Origin of the sequence: Microseira wollei NIES-4236, assembly GCF_020521235.1 — a bacterium.
Taxonomy (GTDB): Bacteria; Cyanobacteriota; Cyanobacteriia; order Cyanobacteriales; family Aerosakkonemataceae; genus Microseira; species Microseira wollei.
The window spans coordinates 36,646-52,479 of sequence record NZ_BLAY01000059.1 but is presented as its reverse complement, the minus strand read 5'-3'; the positions used below and the strand labels follow the sequence as shown (position 1 = coordinate 52,479).

General features: G+C 44.5%; 15 protein-coding genes and 1 pseudogene. 6 read left to right on the top strand and 10 right to left on the bottom strand.

Annotated elements, in window-relative coordinates:
- Positions 1-395: 395 nt before the first annotated feature.
- Positions 396-1,121: a Crp/Fnr family transcriptional regulator gene (locus MiSe_RS20015; protein WP_226584169.1), complete on the bottom strand. Its 726-nt coding sequence runs from the start codon at positions 1,119-1,121 to the stop codon at positions 396-398.
- Positions 1,122-1,348: 227 nt separating this feature from the next.
- Here MiSe_RS20015 and MiSe_RS20010 point away from each other — a divergent pair, with 227 nt between their 5' ends.
- Together MiSe_RS20010 and MiSe_RS20005 are read left to right on the top strand one after the other, a co-directional pair.
- The gene (locus MiSe_RS20010) at positions 1,349-2,290 is read left to right on the top strand and encodes a DALR anticodon-binding domain-containing protein (RefSeq protein WP_226584166.1); all 942 of its coding nucleotides are present in this window, start codon (positions 1,349-1,351) and stop codon (positions 2,288-2,290) included.
- Positions 2,291-2,558: 268 nt separating this feature from the next.
- Entirely contained in the window at positions 2,559-2,813 is a 255-nt protein-coding gene (locus MiSe_RS20005) for a hypothetical protein (RefSeq protein WP_226584163.1), read from the top strand.
- Positions 2,814-2,865: 52 nt separating this feature from the next.
- Here the strand turns inward: MiSe_RS20005 and MiSe_RS20000 are convergent, their stop codons facing one another.
- Positions 2,866-3,747: a Cof-type HAD-IIB family hydrolase gene (locus MiSe_RS20000; protein WP_226584160.1), complete on the bottom strand. Its 882-nt coding sequence runs from the start codon at positions 3,745-3,747 to the stop codon at positions 2,866-2,868.
- Positions 3,748-4,179: 432 nt separating this feature from the next.
- Here MiSe_RS20000 and MiSe_RS19995 point away from each other — a divergent pair, with 432 nt between their 5' ends.
- The 4 genes from MiSe_RS19995 (at position 4,180) to MiSe_RS19980 (ending at position 8,674) form a co-directional block, all read left to right on the top strand.
- On the top strand, positions 4,180-4,908 hold the full coding sequence (locus MiSe_RS19995; RefSeq protein ID WP_226584157.1) for a PEP-CTERM sorting domain-containing protein: 729 nt from the start codon (positions 4,180-4,182) through the stop codon (positions 4,906-4,908).
- Between the two features lie 94 nt (positions 4,909-5,002).
- Positions 5,003-7,891 (top strand): DNA polymerase I, encoded by a 2,889-nt coding sequence (gene polA / locus MiSe_RS19990; RefSeq protein WP_226584154.1) that lies wholly within the window; start codon positions 5,003-5,005, stop codon positions 7,889-7,891.
- Between the two features lie 148 nt (positions 7,892-8,039).
- Positions 8,040-8,210: a hypothetical protein gene (locus MiSe_RS19985; RefSeq protein ID WP_226584152.1), complete on the top strand. Its 171-nt coding sequence runs from the start codon at positions 8,040-8,042 to the stop codon at positions 8,208-8,210.
- 125 nt (positions 8,211-8,335) lie between these two features.
- The gene (locus tag MiSe_RS19980) at positions 8,336-8,674 is read left to right on the top strand and encodes a toxin-antitoxin system TumE family protein (protein WP_226584149.1); all 339 of its coding nucleotides are present in this window, start codon (positions 8,336-8,338) and stop codon (positions 8,672-8,674) included.
- Positions 8,675-9,159: 485 nt separating this feature from the next.
- On the opposite strand, the gene cbiD is transcribed toward MiSe_RS19980, so the two are convergent.
- The 8 genes and pseudogenes from cbiD to MiSe_RS19940 all read right to left on the bottom strand — a co-directional run bounded on the left by cbiD (position 9,160) and on the right by MiSe_RS19940 (position 15,790).
- The gene (gene cbiD, locus MiSe_RS19975; protein ID WP_226584146.1) at positions 9,160-10,254 is read right to left on the bottom strand and encodes a cobalt-precorrin-5B (C(1))-methyltransferase CbiD; all 1,095 of its coding nucleotides are present in this window, start codon (positions 10,252-10,254) and stop codon (positions 9,160-9,162) included.
- 370 nt (positions 10,255-10,624) lie between these two features.
- Positions 10,625-10,862 (bottom strand): annotated as a pseudogene (locus MiSe_RS52775) (ATP-binding protein).
- Between the two features lie 387 nt (positions 10,863-11,249).
- Positions 11,250-11,429, bottom strand: coding sequence for a hypothetical protein (locus MiSe_RS19965; protein WP_226584140.1), 180 nt, complete (start codon positions 11,427-11,429; stop codon positions 11,250-11,252).
- 8 nt (positions 11,430-11,437) lie between these two features.
- On the bottom strand, positions 11,438-13,447 hold the full coding sequence (locus MiSe_RS19960; protein ID WP_226584137.1) for a response regulator: 2,010 nt from the start codon (positions 13,445-13,447) through the stop codon (positions 11,438-11,440).
- Positions 13,440-13,841: a response regulator gene (locus tag MiSe_RS19955; RefSeq protein WP_226584134.1), complete on the bottom strand. Its 402-nt coding sequence runs from the start codon at positions 13,839-13,841 to the stop codon at positions 13,440-13,442. The genes MiSe_RS19960 and MiSe_RS19955 overlap by 8 nt, the downstream gene beginning before the upstream one ends.
- 248 nt (positions 13,842-14,089) lie before the next feature.
- Complete coding sequence (locus MiSe_RS19950) at positions 14,090-14,446, bottom strand: type II toxin-antitoxin system PemK/MazF family toxin (RefSeq protein ID WP_226584132.1); 357 nt, start codon at positions 14,444-14,446, stop codon at positions 14,090-14,092.
- Complete coding sequence (locus MiSe_RS19945) at positions 14,439-14,858, bottom strand: UPF0175 family protein (protein ID WP_226584129.1); 420 nt, start codon at positions 14,856-14,858, stop codon at positions 14,439-14,441. Before MiSe_RS19945 ends, MiSe_RS19950 begins: the two co-directional genes overlap by 8 nt.
- 56 nt (positions 14,859-14,914) lie before the next feature.
- Positions 14,915-15,790 (bottom strand): SDR family oxidoreductase, encoded by an 876-nt coding sequence (locus tag MiSe_RS19940; RefSeq protein WP_226584127.1) that lies wholly within the window; start codon positions 15,788-15,790, stop codon positions 14,915-14,917.
- Between the last annotated feature and the right edge of the window lie 44 nt (positions 15,791-15,834).

Sequence of the window (15,834 nt, the reverse complement as noted above, 5' to 3'; positions counted from 1 at the left end):
TAGCGAACATCCGAAAATTATCTCCAAGGGAAGATTTTCTGATTGCCCTCGAGGTGAAATAGTAGCGAACATCCGAAAATTATCTCCAAGGGAAGATTTTCTGATTGCCCTCGAGGTGAAATAGTAGCGAACATCCGAAAATTATCTCCAAGGGAAGATTTTCTGATTGCCCTCGAGGTGAAATAGTAGGGAACATCCGAAAATTATCTACAAGGAAAGATTTGATGATTGCCCTCGAGGTGAAATAGTAGGGAACATCCGAAAATTATCTACAAGGAAAGATTTGATGATTGCCCTCGAGGTGAAATAGTAGGGGCACGGCATCCGAAAATTATCTACAAGGAAAGATTTGATGATTGCCGTGCCCCTACAAGTTTGCCACGGTTTCTTTTGTCCTAGCGACGAAGCGTTATATCTCCGGGTAAGCAGATGAGATTATCATCTTGGGTGTGAATTAAGCCGCGTTGCCGTAATTTACCCATCAAGCGCGTTACGGTGACGCGAGTCGAACCAATGGCGCTGCCAATTTGAGCGTGAGTCAAAGTCCAAGGCAGACAGTAGCCTTGTTCGGCAGGTTCGCCATATTCTTCAATTAACAGGGTGAGAAATCCTAACAAGCGGTCAATGGTGCGCCGCTGTCCCAGGGTACTCAGCCACAACAACTTGCGCTGGTGCTGATAGCGAAAGGCATCTAATACTTCGCGCCGGAAGTGAGGCCAGTTGTCGAGGTCGTGCCAATACATCCAAACTACCGATGTTTGGTCAACGTGGGCATAACTGTGGAGTGTAAAGGGTGATTGAGCGACGATTTCAAACGGTTGTCCTGCACCAACAAAGCCTAAGAATGCTTCCTCCGCCGTTGTGTTAGTGGCGCGAGCTGAGCGACTCGTGGCACTTACCTGGGCGACACCGACCATTCGGACAGCGCCGCGCTGGACTAGGTAGAGCAGTCCGGGTCGTGCAGGTATTTTCTCGTCTTTACTGAACGGGCGACACCGATAGTGTTCTTGCGCCCAGTCTAGAATCCGCTGCCAGGTTAAAAATGGCCTTGCTGACTCTGAAGATACAGATGCCTCTGATGATGCAGAATTGGGTTGAACGGGAAGGGATTGTTGGAGCATAAGTCAAGCTCTCAGAAACGAGTAAACAATGGGTTTTTGCTTGCCAAGCTGGGTTTAACTCTACGGACTACCTTTTTTGCGGTAGCAAGCGTTGAGTCGTTTATACGATCTTTATATAACTCTTACTGTAACTCTAAAGTAATAAAAGATACTTTAGATTTTCACAAATTCTCCGATTATTCAGATTTCGATTTTTTATGTGTGTCTGAAGATACACCCTAAGATAGATGGCAAGAGGTAAAGAGGAGTCGATTGGGGTTGAATTTCCGGCGATCGCGCATCTTTTACGGTCCAGGTTGCAAGCGGCAGCGGTTTTATCCAGCCAAATGCTGGGAATCTCTACCTTTGGGCAGAAATATCTGGAGTTACAAGCAATTCCCTTGCGGGCGGTGAAAGGTGAGACGCAGGTGGTGTATGTATCTGCGATCGCGCCCAAACTGGCAAACCCCTGGAAAACGGCAGTTACAGACATTGCCACCCTGATAGCGGCAAATCTGTTTTGCTCGGATGAATCCAACGACAGCGCCACAAATGCCGCGTTACAAAATTTTACCGTCAAAGTTGTCCCTCCTGGCTGGATTTACTTGCAATTGAGCGACTTAGGAACGGCAGCGTGGTTACAGCGCCTAGCTCAAGCACCCCCTTGGGCGGGGAGCGGGGGAGCTGGTGAGCAGGGGAGCAGGTGGGTAGGTGAGCAGGTGGAACATTACCCGCGTCCTCTATTTGATGCTCAATATGCTCATGGGCGTTGTTGCTCGCTGCTGCGCCTTGCCCATCGAGAAGGCATTATCGAGCTTGCCCAAGTGGATCCGGAGATTCGTCCTTTGTTTAGGGCGATCGCTCCTAACCCCATTCCTTGGCTCGATAGGGACCAAAAACTGCGTTTGGTGCATCCTGCCGAAAGTAGCTTGATTTTCCATTTGCTGACATTGCTCGATCACCTCTACTCGCTTTCCCCATCCCGCTATCGAGTTGATTGGGAAAAAGCTGCTCGGACTTTAAGTCAAGAGTTTCTGACTTTCTATAGCCAATGCCGCATTTGGGGGGAAGTAAAGACAGCAACTCCCCAACTCGCTCAAGCCAGATTGGGATTAATTCTGGCAACTCAACCGTTGCTGCACTTGTTGCTGCAAGACTTGTTAGGCGTACCAGCACCCCTCGAACTATAAATAACGCTAGTTGCTAGTGATAAACAAGGGCGTTGCTAATTGCTAATTGCTAATTGCTAATCTAGGATTTTTACCAATCTAGCCATTAGCCATTAGCTATTAGCCGCTCTTCGAGAGATCACCAGCAACTTGAGTTAAATAATCGGATTTACCCACGACGATGTTAGAAACCGGGTTTCTGCGTCAAGCTCTAGTTTTTCATAGAAACCCGGTTTCTTGGGGTAAGTCCTGAATAAGTTCCGATCAGAAAGAGGACCGACGACTGGCCGTGTTTCGTCTCGGTCCTCCAACTGGTTCGCTCCTCACACAGTTGTCACTATACAGGAGGTCACCCGGATTTGTCACGCCTAATTTATTAAATTTTTATGACAATAGCAACAAAGTAGGGATCGTTGAAGAGGACGCGGGGACACGGGGACACGGTGACGCGGAGAGTTTTTCTAGACAATTCCCCGCGTCTGGGCGTCCCCGCGTCCCCGTGTCTTCTTGGTCATCGAGCAAGCGGTTGATTGTTCGGCGGTAGGGAACATCAGTAAGTTTTGTCCGCAGCTCAAAGTTTTGCTGCTGCCGTGCCTTTACTGGGAAAGGATAAATTCTTCGATTGCTGCGGCGACGCCGTCTTGCTCGACGCTGGGGGCGACCCAATCGGCGAAGTGTTGCACTTTTTCCGGTGCATTTCCCATCGCCACGCCGATACCGGCATATGCGAGCATCTCCACATCGTTGAAGTTGTCGCCAACGGTCATCACGTTACTCGGTTGCAGTCCCAGAATTTCTTCGGCGAGGTAACGGACTGCGGTTCCCTTGTTCACCAAGGGGTTAGCTGCTTCAAAAAACGTTGCAACCGATGTGGTCAGATAAAGTTCGGCGGGGGTGTATTGCTGCTGCAACGAACCGTGCAAGCGTGCGATTAAGTCGCTATCGTCGCTGAGGGCTAATACTTTCGTCGGTTCCTCTCCCAAGGCGTTGCGGAGGTCGCCAACGGCAATAGGCTCGATATTAGAGCGTTGGGCATAAAGTTTGGTTTCCTCGGTTAGTTCCCGCACGTATAGCTGGTCGTTGATGTAAAAGTGGACTGAGAGCAGATTTCGCAGTTCGCTTTGCTCGAAGTAGTCCAACAGTTGGGATGCGAGTTGGCGAGAAACCGGCAGGTGACGCAGAACATTTTGCGTTGCCGGATCTTTAATTAACGCGCCTTGGTAGGCACACAGGGGCAGATCCGAGGCAATTGCTTGATGGAAACGCAAGGCGGAACGGTACATGCGACCAGTTGCGATCGCTACCCTCACCCCTTTTGCTCGTGCTGCTTCAATTGCTTGCAATACGGGTGGGCGAATTTGGTTCGACTCGCCGGCGATCGTGCCGTCAATATCCAAAACGAGCAGTTGAATATCGTTAGCAGCGATCGCTTCTTGTCTGGATGCCGCAGCTAGATGAGCAACAGATGCTTTCTGCATGATTGCTTGTCGGTTTTCTCATGTCTTCCTTTTAGAGGGTAGCAGTCGAACTGACAAAGAAACCAAGTTTCTCTAAAGTTTATTCGTATTTCCACTAATACGCGATGCCAACAACTCGTTTTTTGTGGCTTTTTTATCTAAAAAATAATGAATTTTTCCATAGCAAAACCCAGTCAAAAAAGACAAGATTAGTAATTGCACTTAACTTGGATTTAAATTTCTGGATATTTGACGTATACTCACTTAGTAAATCAATTTAACTACATTTAATTAATATCATTTTTTTAGCTTGATAAAATCAAATTTACAAGAATTTAGAAAAATGTTTTATTTGATAAAGAGTTGAATAAAAGGCCGAATAAACGGCATATGTAGCGAAGGTATAAGGTTGAATATAAGTAGGGTTGATTCTGGCAGAAAAGGAATACTAAAATGAAAGGTAAACAGATTCTAGGTTTGATTGCGACTGCTACTACGGCTTTGGTTAGCTATACGGCTCCTGGACAAGCAGTTTCTCTAACACCAGGTGAAATATTTGGCACTCAGGGCATCAAATTTATTGAAAATACCGAAGTAAAATTTAACTTTGTTCAATCGAATGGTGCGTTTAAATCAAGCGTCAAACTGTTTGAAATAGGGGCGGGCAACAGACTGACATTTGTTAAAGATTTGTTTGTGGAAACGAAAGGCTCAGATAACCTGTCGGAGAACGGTTGGCGGGGGACTTGCGGAAATACGGTAGCCTTTACAGAAGGCACGAGTTGTAAGAGTTATTTCACATTTATAGCGAATAAAACCTATAGCTTAGGGTTAGATAGCGGGGTGAACGGAATTGTTTACTCGACAACGGCATTAAATACTTTCGCTCCAGGTGGAACGCAACAAGCTGTGTTTAACTCTTTCGGTTCGCAAGCAGAAGAGGATACAACTATATTTACAGGTGTAAATGCAGCTCAGTTTCAATCAAGCGATCCGTTGTCTAGAGTTGTCAGAATTGGCTTCGAGGATACCGGAAACGGTAACGACGGCGACTTCCAAGATTTTACAATTACGGCGGTTGCCAGAAGAACAGCAGTTCCCGAACCCACGGCTTTGGCTGGTTTAGCGCTGAGTGGGGGTGCTTTAGCCTTCTGGCGTCGTCGTCGCGTGGGTAGAGTTTAATCGGCGACGGGATATTTCTTCCGGTGAATGTGGAAAGGCTTCGCTGGTAGCTAAAATGGAGTTTGTCGCAAAATCCATTTTAGCTACCGTGGAAATGCCGCTAATTATTTTGGTTGATGGTCACTCGTTAGCGTTTCGTTCCTTCTATGCCTTTGCTAAAGGACGAGATGGGGGGTTGAAAACTTCCACGGGAATTCCGACAAGCGTCTGTTTTGGCTTTATCAAGTCGCTGTTGGAAGTAATGGCGTCAGAGAAACCAGATAGTATAGCGATCGCATTCGATTTGGGATTACCGACTTTCCGCCACGAAGCGGACGATACTTATAAAGGCGATCGCGTCGAAACACCGGAAGATTTCATCACCGACCTAAAAAATCTCCACGACTTACTAGATGCCTTTAACTTGCCCATTGTAACTGCTCCCGGCTACGAGGCGGATGATGTTCTAGGCACTTTGGCAAAAAAAGCAACTACTGCTGGATATAAAGTCAAAATTATCACCGGAGATCGAGATTTATTTCAACTCGTAGATTCAGATGGGTGCATCACCATTTTGTATCTAGGTAAAACTTTCTTGCAGCGCAGTAGCAATACTGGATTTACAGAGTTTGGCAGAGAGCAAGTTAAAGAAAAAATGGGAGTATTCCCAGAGCAAGTTGTTGATTTCAAAGCGCTGTGCGGTGACAAATCCGATAACATTCCCGGCGTTAAAGGCATTGGCGAAATCACAGCGGTTAAGTTACTTACCGAATACGGTTCTTTAGACCAAATTTATGCCTCTATCGAGCAAATTCAGGGTGCAACTAAGAAAAAGCTACTCGAAGGCAAAGACGCCGCTTATCATTCTCAGCACTTGGCGCAACTGGTACTCGATGTGCAGTTGGAAGTTACTTTAGAAGACTGCAAGCTAAAAGGTTTTGATAGCGAGATTTTAGAACCCCTGCTAGAAAAGTTAGAATTTAAATCTTTTTTGGGAAGAGTCAGGCAACTTCAGCAAGCATTTGGAGGTATTTTCGAAGAAAATAAACAACCAGAAGCTACCCCATCAGAAGATTTCTTTGCAGGTGAGCAACTGTCATTTTTCAGTTTCGAGGAAACACAAGCAGCGCAGTCAGAAAAAACTTCACCTATTACTCCGCAAATTATTGATACCCCTGAAAAGCTGACCCAACTGGTCGCTAAACTGCAAACTTTTACCAACCCAGATATTCCCGTTGCTTGGGATACAGAAACCAGCGATATAGAACCGCGCGATGCTGAATTAGTAGGAATTGGTTGCTGTTGGGGAACCGAGCCAAGGGATATTGCTTATATTCCTATTAATCATAAAAATGGTAAAAATATAGACAAGGCAAAGGTTTTAGAAGCGTTGCGTCCTATTTTAGAAGATAGAAAATATCCCAAAGCATTACAAAATGCCAAATTCGACCGCTTAGTATTGCGCTGTCAGGGAATTAAACTAGCTGGAGTTGTATTTGACACCATGCTAGCGGGTTACTTACTAAATCCAGAAGATAGCAGTAATCTAGGCGACGTTTGTCAACGATATTTGGGAACAAGCATCAGCAGTTATGGAGATGTGGTTCCCAAGGGAAAAAATATCGCCGATATCAACATTGCCAAAATTGCGGATTACTGCGGAATGCAGGTTTATGTGACATTTCAATTAGTGGCAAAAATGGGCGAGGAATTAGCAGCAATACCTCGCCTAAAATCGCTGCTAGAGGAAGTGGAACAGCCCCTAGAACCAGTTTTAGCAGAAATGGAACATATTGGGATCCGCATTGATGCAGATTATCTTGGGGAACTGTCGCAACAATTAGGAAAAGATTTAGCCGCACTGGAACAAAAAGCCTATGAAGCTGCGGGGGAAAAATTTAATTTAGGTTCGCCCAAACAACTAAGTCAAATATTATTTGAAAAGCTGGGATTAAGTACTAAAAAATCTCGCAAAATCCAAAGCGGATATTCCACCGACGCGGCGACGCTGGAAAAATTGCAGGGAGATCACCCGGTCGTTGATGCAATTTTAGAATATCGCACCCTGTCTAAGCTGAAATCTACTTATGTTGATGCACTACCAGCATTGATGCGTGCTGATACCCAGCGCGTTCATACGGATTTTAACCAAACTGCGACGGCGACGGGAAGGTTATCTTCTTCTAACCCGAATTTGCAGAATATTCCGATTCGCACTGCATTTAGTCGGCAAATTCGCAAGGCGTTTTTACCGGAAACGGGATGGTTGCTAGTAGCGGCGGATTATTCCCAAATTGAGTTAAGAATTTTGGCGCATTTAAGTCAAGAACCCGTATTAGTTGAAGCGTACAAGAATAATGAGGATATTCACACGGTGACGGCGCGGTTAGTGTTTGAGAAAGACGAAATAACCGCTGATGAAAGACGGTTGGCGAAGACTATCAACTTTGGCGTGATTTACGGGATGGGTGCTTTGCGGTTTTCGCGATCAACTAAAGGAGTTAATAAGGCGAGTGCGAACGATTTTATTAAGCGATTTAATAGCCGTTATCCCAAAGTTTTTGAGTATTTGGAACGGATGAAACGGGAAGCGATCGCTAACGGTTATGTAGAAACAATTCTAGGACGCCGTCGCTATTTTAAATTCGAGGCAGGTAGTCTGCGCCAACTCAAAGGTAGCAATCCGGATGATATTAATTTAGGCGAATTGAAGAAAATGGGTCAAAACGATGCCCAACTTTTACGCGCTGCTGCGAATGCTCCAATTCAGGGTTCTAGTGCAGATATTATCAAAATTGCCATGGTAAAACTGCACGAAGTGTTACAGAGTTACCAAGCGCGATTGCTATTACAAGTGCATGATGAATTAGTGTTTGAAATTCCTCCATCTGAGTGGGAAGAATTGCAAGGTAAGATTCGCACAACGATGGAAACTGCTGTAGATTTAAGCGTGCCGTTAGTGGTGGATGTTCACGCAGGACCAAATTGGATGGAAACGAAATAGAACGAACCGCTCCAGACGCACGAACCGGGGTGAAAGGAAAAGAAGAGATTGGTAATGTTATAGCGCGAAGTGAGTAAACCAAGCATCTGTTAGCAGTGCGATCGCTCTAGAGGGTTTACCATAGGATAAAGCGAGCAGAGGTTTAGTAATGGATGCATTAAGTAAACTTGAACTTCTCAAAGAAACTTATCCCGCTCAATCTGAACTAGACCAAATATTAGGTAAGCTCTTGGATATCGCTCTCAGTCAATATCGATTGCGCTTAAAGCGGTACGAACAAGATATGCGCGAATTTGAGCAGCGCTACGAGATGAATTAAGAAAATTTTTACCAACGTTTTGAAGCGGGAGAGTTAGGTGATGAAATAGATTTTTTTGAATGGTCTGGCTAATAGGAACTTCGGCAAGATATTTTAAATAAAATTCATCACTTGGAGTTATCTGTGTGACAAACGCAGGCGATTATCTAGCTCACATCAAAGCACAGATCGTTTTGAATCCACAAGTGGTAAATTGGACAATAGTTCGTGAAGAAGAACAAGGCAATCGCGGACTATTGCGTTACCGGCTTACCTTGAAAGACAATAGCTTTTTAGAGATGTTTGAGTTTTTTATCGTCACAGCAGCAGGGGTACAAGTCACAAAATATCGCTTTCATTGGCAGAGTGCTGATGGTCAATTGCACAAGCGCTGGGATAACGCAGCACACCATCCAGAAATAGCAACGTATCCCCTCATCTCCACGATGGTGCAGAGGAAAATGTATTGCCTCACGAACCAATGAATGCGGAAAATGCAAAGTTGATGACTATGCCGATAGCGTACCTGCTGCGTGGAAAGAACATGGCGGCGTCTTTATTCCCATGTATCAGCGAGAAGCACTCTGGCTCAATTTTAATGGTGCTGACTGGAAACTAAAAGCGGTTTCTAGGCTTTGAAGTGCGTAAGTCGTGTAGTTAACTCAGATGTTGCACCTGTTGCCATCACCCGACGGGGAATAAATTCCCCGTCTAATAGCTAAAGTCGGATAAATCCGACTAAGAAAGCTTTAAAGTTATAAGATGTGCGATTTTACAGCCGATTGCTTTCTTAGTGATGTACAGCCCAAGGGCTTCGTTTGTCAAGCGCGCAGCATTAAGGGTGCTTGCACACAAAGGTGTGCCTCATACGGCTGCAATCCGCTGTAATATGGTTGACCGTTGCATCGGAATTACGACCTGTAGGGGGAATTAGCAATTAGCAATTAGCAATTAGCAATTAGCAAGAAAGCTAATTATTCCGATGCAACCCGATTTGATATAAGATTTCAGAAGCGATCGCATCCCGAACAATGATGTTACCCTGGCGATCGCATAACACTGTCCCCACCTGTAACGCCACATTGGCATACTTTTGGACATATGCTTGCGCTTTCTCGCTAATCGTTTCCGCTAAGGCTTTGAAGGCGGATTCAGCTAATCCTAATTCCACCAAAGTTTTATACGCGGCATCGGCTGTATTAGCATTTAAAACTGCTTGCGCTGCTTCAATATTACCACAAATTCGCACTACAGCGGCGCTGATAATTTCTAATTTGGCATCTGCTAAATGACTAGAGGTGTTGAATATACCACCCGCGAGTTTAATCAATTTACCTTGATAACCTAAAAGTAAAACAGATTCTGCACCACGCAATCCGGCTTCTACTAACAACGCGCCGATCCAGTTACCTGTCGGTGCGATCGCTTCTTCTTTTATCCCTAATTTTTGTGCCACTTGCATCCCATTGCTACCAATGCAAAATACTAAGTTAGGACAATTTTTAACCTTCGCTTGCAAGATTTTTTGAAATTCTTCCAGATGATCTGCCGCTGACAAAGGTTGAGAAATGCCACTGGTTCCTAGTAATGCCAATCCCTCTAAAATACCAAATGCTTCGTTAGAAGTGCGTTGAGCAAGTTCGCGACCTTCTGGCAGAATAATCGATACCGTTACCGTTTTATCCCGTGGAATTAATGGTAGCAAGTTGGCATCAAATAAGCGACGAGCGTAGCTATAAATTGCCGGTTCTTGTGTGGCAGTTTTTCCTAAACCTTCCCCAGCTTCTAATATTAAGGCTTGGGATTGTTTAGCAGTTAATTTTACCCATGCCCAAATCGGGGTATTGCGGGTTAAATCTAAATTATCTCCCGGAGCGCTCTTGGTAATTGCTAATGCACTTGTATCATCTAATCTAGCAACTTGTTGAATCGAAATATAAGCAGTATCTCCCAGCAAATCGAGAGCAACTTCACAGGGCAATTCTAGCTTTTTTTGCAGGTGCAATAAAGCAGCTTTAGCAGATGCAACGGCGAAAACTGGAAGGGTGTAACCTGTACGAGACATAATTGGGGAGAGTTTTTTTAGGGATTATAGCGGTTTGCAGCCGGATCAGGTAGACCTTTGTTTGTGTAGCGGGTATTAAATACCCGCTACACAAACAAAGCCTTAAGGCTGTACTTCACTCGCTGGCAATCAGCTGTAACTTAAATCAGCGTCAGACAGAATCCCGGTTTCGTAAGAGTTACCGGGATTCTCAAGCGGTAATCGGCAACCATACCCTAAAGGTAGTAACGCAAGTTGCTAGTTATAAACAAGGGCGTTGCTAATTGCGAGCTTGCTCGCTTGCTAATATAGGATTTTTACTGATTTCGCCTCGTTCCCACAGCTCCTGCCTGGGAACGCCATTAGCCATTAGCCGCTCTTCGAGAGATAACTAGCAACTTGAGTTAGTATGACCAGGGTTGCTTTTCACCTCAATTTTTCCCCGATGTTTATCGACGATCTTGCGGGCGATATCCAATCCTAAATCACTACCTTCGCCAGCGGGTTTGGTAGTAAAAAATTCTATGTTGAATTTCTGGGGGAATGCCAACACCTGAATCGGTAATTTCTACAACTACGTATTCATCGTTCTGGCAGACAGAGATCCCTAATTCCCCCTGATAGTTCATCGCCTGAATTGCATTGCTACAGGACTGACGCAAGGGCGTTGCCAGAAACCCGGTTTCGACCTTGCTCTCGAGTTTCCTTTCCCAACGATTTTTCGGATAACCTTTGTTTCTTTGCGTAATTCCTGTGCTAATTAAATTCGACCAAACTTGCATTATTTCTTCGGGATAAAACAAAATTTGCGTCACCGATGCAGAGGTTTTCCTAACTTCATCTCCCCGCTTAATTTGATTTTGATACAGCGTCAATACGGGATCAATTTCATCGGTGATGGAGGCGCTAACCATTGTGCCAGATTTATCCTGACGGGCATAACTTTTAAGCGTTTTTAAACGAAAGATAACCCACCAACCCCACTGTCCCAACAATTTGCAAAACAAAAAGGATTATCAAAACCAGGACTTAGGCAGGTCGAGGCCAGAAACCCGGTTTCGACCTTGATCTCTGGTTCCCTTTCCCAAGGATTTTTCAGAGAAACCGGGAATATAAGCGTAAGTCCTAAAAACCTTTCGTAGGGGTAAGTTGCCAGCCGTATTTGCCACAAAACTCCTCAAAGGTTTGATGAACATGGAAAACCCTATGTCAAATAATTGATGTTGGAGTTCACGCTGTCAGGCGCAGCGAATTCTGTCATATGCATAATTTCTTCAAACTGAAAATTATAGTTTAGTTCGCCTAAATCTTTGGCCATATCTGTATAGTTTTGCGGTATTTGTTCGAGCAGTTCTAAAATTAAATCGTCTCGGCACATACTAGCAGCTAAGTACAGTTGGGCAATCCATTCCTTGGGCATTACCTTTAAGCTATTAGGTGTGAGCGAGTCCAAGTTAGCTGGTTCTGTTGGCGGTTTGCTCGCGATCGACTCCGCGGTAATCTCTTGATAAAGGTAGCGAACTCCCAGGTGTTCGGCTAATTTGGCAAAGATGATTTCTTCTTGAAATGGTTTCCGCACAAAATCATCGCAACCGATGGATAAAATTTCCGATCGGTCTTCTTCAAAAGCGCTGCTGGTGACGGCAATAATCACCGTAGCTTGCCCTTTGACGGTGGCTTTGATGCGCTTAGTTGCTTCGTAACCATTCATCACCGGCATTCGCATATCCATTAATATTAAATCGGGCTTCCAACTTTCCCACAGCGCGATCGCTTCCAATCCATTTTTCGCTTCTTTCACCTCAAATCCAAGCGATGACAGCAGTTTAACCAAAAGTAGGCTGTTTTCCCAATTGTCTTCTACAACTAGCAAGCGATACACAGGTTGATCGGGTGCTAACCCGATAATGCGCCACCTCGACGACTGCTCTGGCAAGTCAGACGCCTCAGCTAAACTCGCTTGAATGTTAAATCTAAATGTACTCCCTTTGCCAACTACGCTATCAACGGTAATATCTCCCCCCATCAAGTTGACAAATTTACGGCTAATTGCTAAACCTAAACCTGCTCCCGCCTGAGATTTTTGACTGTTTTTTGCTTGCATAAAAGCTTCAAATAACAGTTCCATTTCCTCTGCATTAATCCCGGGACCTGTATCTTCGACCTCGAACAGCAGATTTATGGTATTTTGAAGATTAGATTCTTCTTTTTTTTCTACTTTTACTCTCAGGATGATGCTACCTTGCTGGGTAAACTTGAGTGCGTTACCCAACAGGTTAAGCAGCACTTGCCGCAGTTTATTTTCATCTCCAGTTATATACTGCGGCACTTGTTGCGAACGCTCAAAAATTAGTAGCAGTTGATTTTCCTCAGCTTTAAGACAAAGCATCAATTCCAAATCGTTCAACAAGCGATACAGATCAAAGCTCTTTTCCTCCAACTTGATCCGACCTGCTTCAATTCTGGACATATCCAGCACGTCATTAATCAGTTTGAGCAAGTGCTTTCCGCTGCGCTGGATAATATCCAAGTATTGCCGATTTTCTGAGCTAATCGAACTATCGCCGCTCATCACTTGGGTGAAGCCCAAAATTGCGTTTAGCGGCGTTCGCAGTTCGTGGCTCATATTTGCCAAAAAAGTGCTTTTGGCAAGGTTAGCCGCCTCGGCAGCTTCTTTGGCTTGCTGAAGGTGTTGATTCGCTTCCATCAGTTCGCCAGTCCGCTCGTCAACTCTTTGTTCTAAGGATGCATTGAGTCGTTCTAGGTCTTGATTAAATCTTCGCAACGCTTCATTTTGTTCGTTCAGTTGTTTATCTTGAAAATAGCTGCGAATCGCCTCTCGGACTGTCAAACCCAAATCTTCTTCATCCCAAGGTTTGCTGATGTATCGATACAAGTTGGCACGGTTGACTGCATTGATGACAGCATTCATGCTCGCCTCTCCGGTTAATAGTATTTTTCGCGTTTTCGGATAGCGGGCGTGGAGCGCAATCAACAGTTCATCTCCTCGCATTTTCGGCATAATTTGATCGCAGATAACCAGGGGAATTTCCATGCCTTCTCGTTCTAGTTCGGCAAAAATTTCCAGGGCTTCTTTTCCACTTTCAGCCAATTGAATTGCGTACTCATCACCCACGAGGCGGATTAGCTGATCGCGAAGTCCGATCAGCACCAGTTTTTGATCGTCTACACAGACAATTGCCCCTTTAAACATTAATTTTCTCCAAACCCGACTCGATTGCTGCGACTAGGGTTGCCTCGCTCCAGGGTTTGGGGATATAAGCATGTAGATCTGCGTACTGGCGTGCGCGTTCAATCGCTGCTTCATCTGCCTGCCCGGTTAGCATGATCGTGACGATTTCAGGGAAGCGTTGGTGAACTTGGATTAAAAACTCATCGCCTCGGATACCGGGCATCAGCCAATCGCAGACGATAATCAGAATTTTGACTTTATCCAAGTCTAACTCTTCTATCACTTCCCAGGCTTCTTCCACGCTCTCTGCAAACTCGGAGCGGTAGCGCGAGCCAAAGTGTTTGGTTATTTGGTCGCGCAAGCTCACCAAGACGATGCGTTCGTCATCCACACATAAAATTGCCTTGTTCGACATGTTCTCCCCAATCTCAACTTCTGCGACTAGGCAACCCCATCCTCAGGTAGTATGCCCAATGTATCTCTTTAAGTTTCAAAATGATTCAGTTTTTTATTCTAAAGTGTAGCGCTAACTCATCCCCTACAGCTTTCTTCACAATTAGAAAGGACTTACGCAAAGAAACCGGGTTTCGCGAGAAAAATCGTTGAGCAAGGAAACTAGAGATCTAGGTCGAAACAAAGGTGATCGCCTCCGAAGAGCGTAGTTTACTCAACTTCATAATCAACACATATAATCAAACCCGCTAATAATTCTTTAATAACTGTTGTCGAAACTTTTCCTAAACTGCTGACAAATCTTTCATTAGAAACGCTACGCACTTGCAGCACGTTACCCGCCGAGTCTTGCTCTAGACCATTTTCATCAGTTTTTTGAATAAATACCATAAAAGGACGATTGACAAATTTTGGTTGCCATCTTGTCACGGGAATAATAATCCGCACGCCAATAGCACTAAATAAGTCCGAACTAATAACCACAGCGGGTCTAGTTTTTTGAATTTCTTGTCCTCTAGTCGGAGCGAGTTGCACCAGCCAAATCTCGCCGCGTTTAGCGTTAGTCATTTCCTGGGTCCCAGTCTTCCCCATCTAAAATAGAAAACTCGGTCAACTCAGGATCGTTTAAAAAATCCTCGGCTGTTAAAGCAATGGAAGCAGCTAGCAACTTATGGCGTTCTTTTAAAGGCAAAACTGCTATTTGCTGCAAGGATAGTTTTGTTTGAGGTTCGGCTTCTATTGATGTTTTAGTTATTTCTTCATTCTTGTTTTGAGCCGTATAAACTTTGTACCGCGACAATACCTCAATAAAATCTCCTAAATTTAATCCAGATATTTCTGCTGCTTTACTTTCAGATATTTTTCCTAATTCGTACCATTTAACAGCAGCAACAACCCGCATTTCTTTAACAAAATCATCAGGTTCTTGACCGAGGGAATCAAAAACTGTTTCTGGAAATTCAATCGAAACTGTTATCATAAAACACCTCCTGTCAATTATATTATAGCTTATTAACTTTAAGGCTATAACAAAGACTACAAACAACCCCGCAACGTTTCCAATTCTTCCCGTAAAGACAAAGGTCGATATCCTAAAGCAAAAGCCTTCTCGCTATTTAAAGATACATCGGGTGGTCTGGGTGCGGGCATTGGTACATCTTCTTGCAAGCAAGCTTTTAACTTATCTTGAGGCAGTTCAAACACTTCTGCCATTAACCGACCAAATTCATAGCGCGACACGCGCTCTTTTCCACCTAAATGCAGAATCCCTTCCACTTTTTCCAGTGCTAATAACAGTCCGCTTGCTGCTGTTTTTCCACTAGCTGGCGTTCTAAACTGATCGGTAAATAAACTTAATTCTTTCCCGGATCTCAGAATTTGAATAAATGGTTGAATAAAGCTAGTAGCACCCGCAGGCGCGATGCCAAACATTAAAGGCATTCGGCAAGCAGCCGTTTTAGGATAGCGTTCTAACATACCTTGTTCTGCTTTAACTTTTTGTTCGCCATAATGACTAATAGGACATACGCTATCTGTTTCTCTATAAGGAGCGTTAAGACCATTGAAAACTTGATCGGTGGATGTGAAAACGCAGGGGATAGAATAATCGGCACAGAGTCCGGCAATATTCCAAGCAGCGGTAACATTAAGTGAGTAGCATTCATCAGGATGGAGTTGACAATAATTGGGACTCGATTGTGCGGCGGTATGAATTACTCCTGCTGGTTTAATTTCTTGAAACAGGTGCTTAATTTGCTCAAAGTCTCTCACGTCTGCTTTAATCGTAGTTACCCCTGGAATTTCGACAGTTTTGGAAAAGTAGGTTCCATAAACGTCCCATTGCTGTTTGGCGAGTTGGCAAAGGTTCCATCCCAGAAAACCGCTTGCACCAGTGACTAAGAGTTTTTGCATATGCCAACACCAAATCTACCAAAATAATTGTAGGATGGATTGAG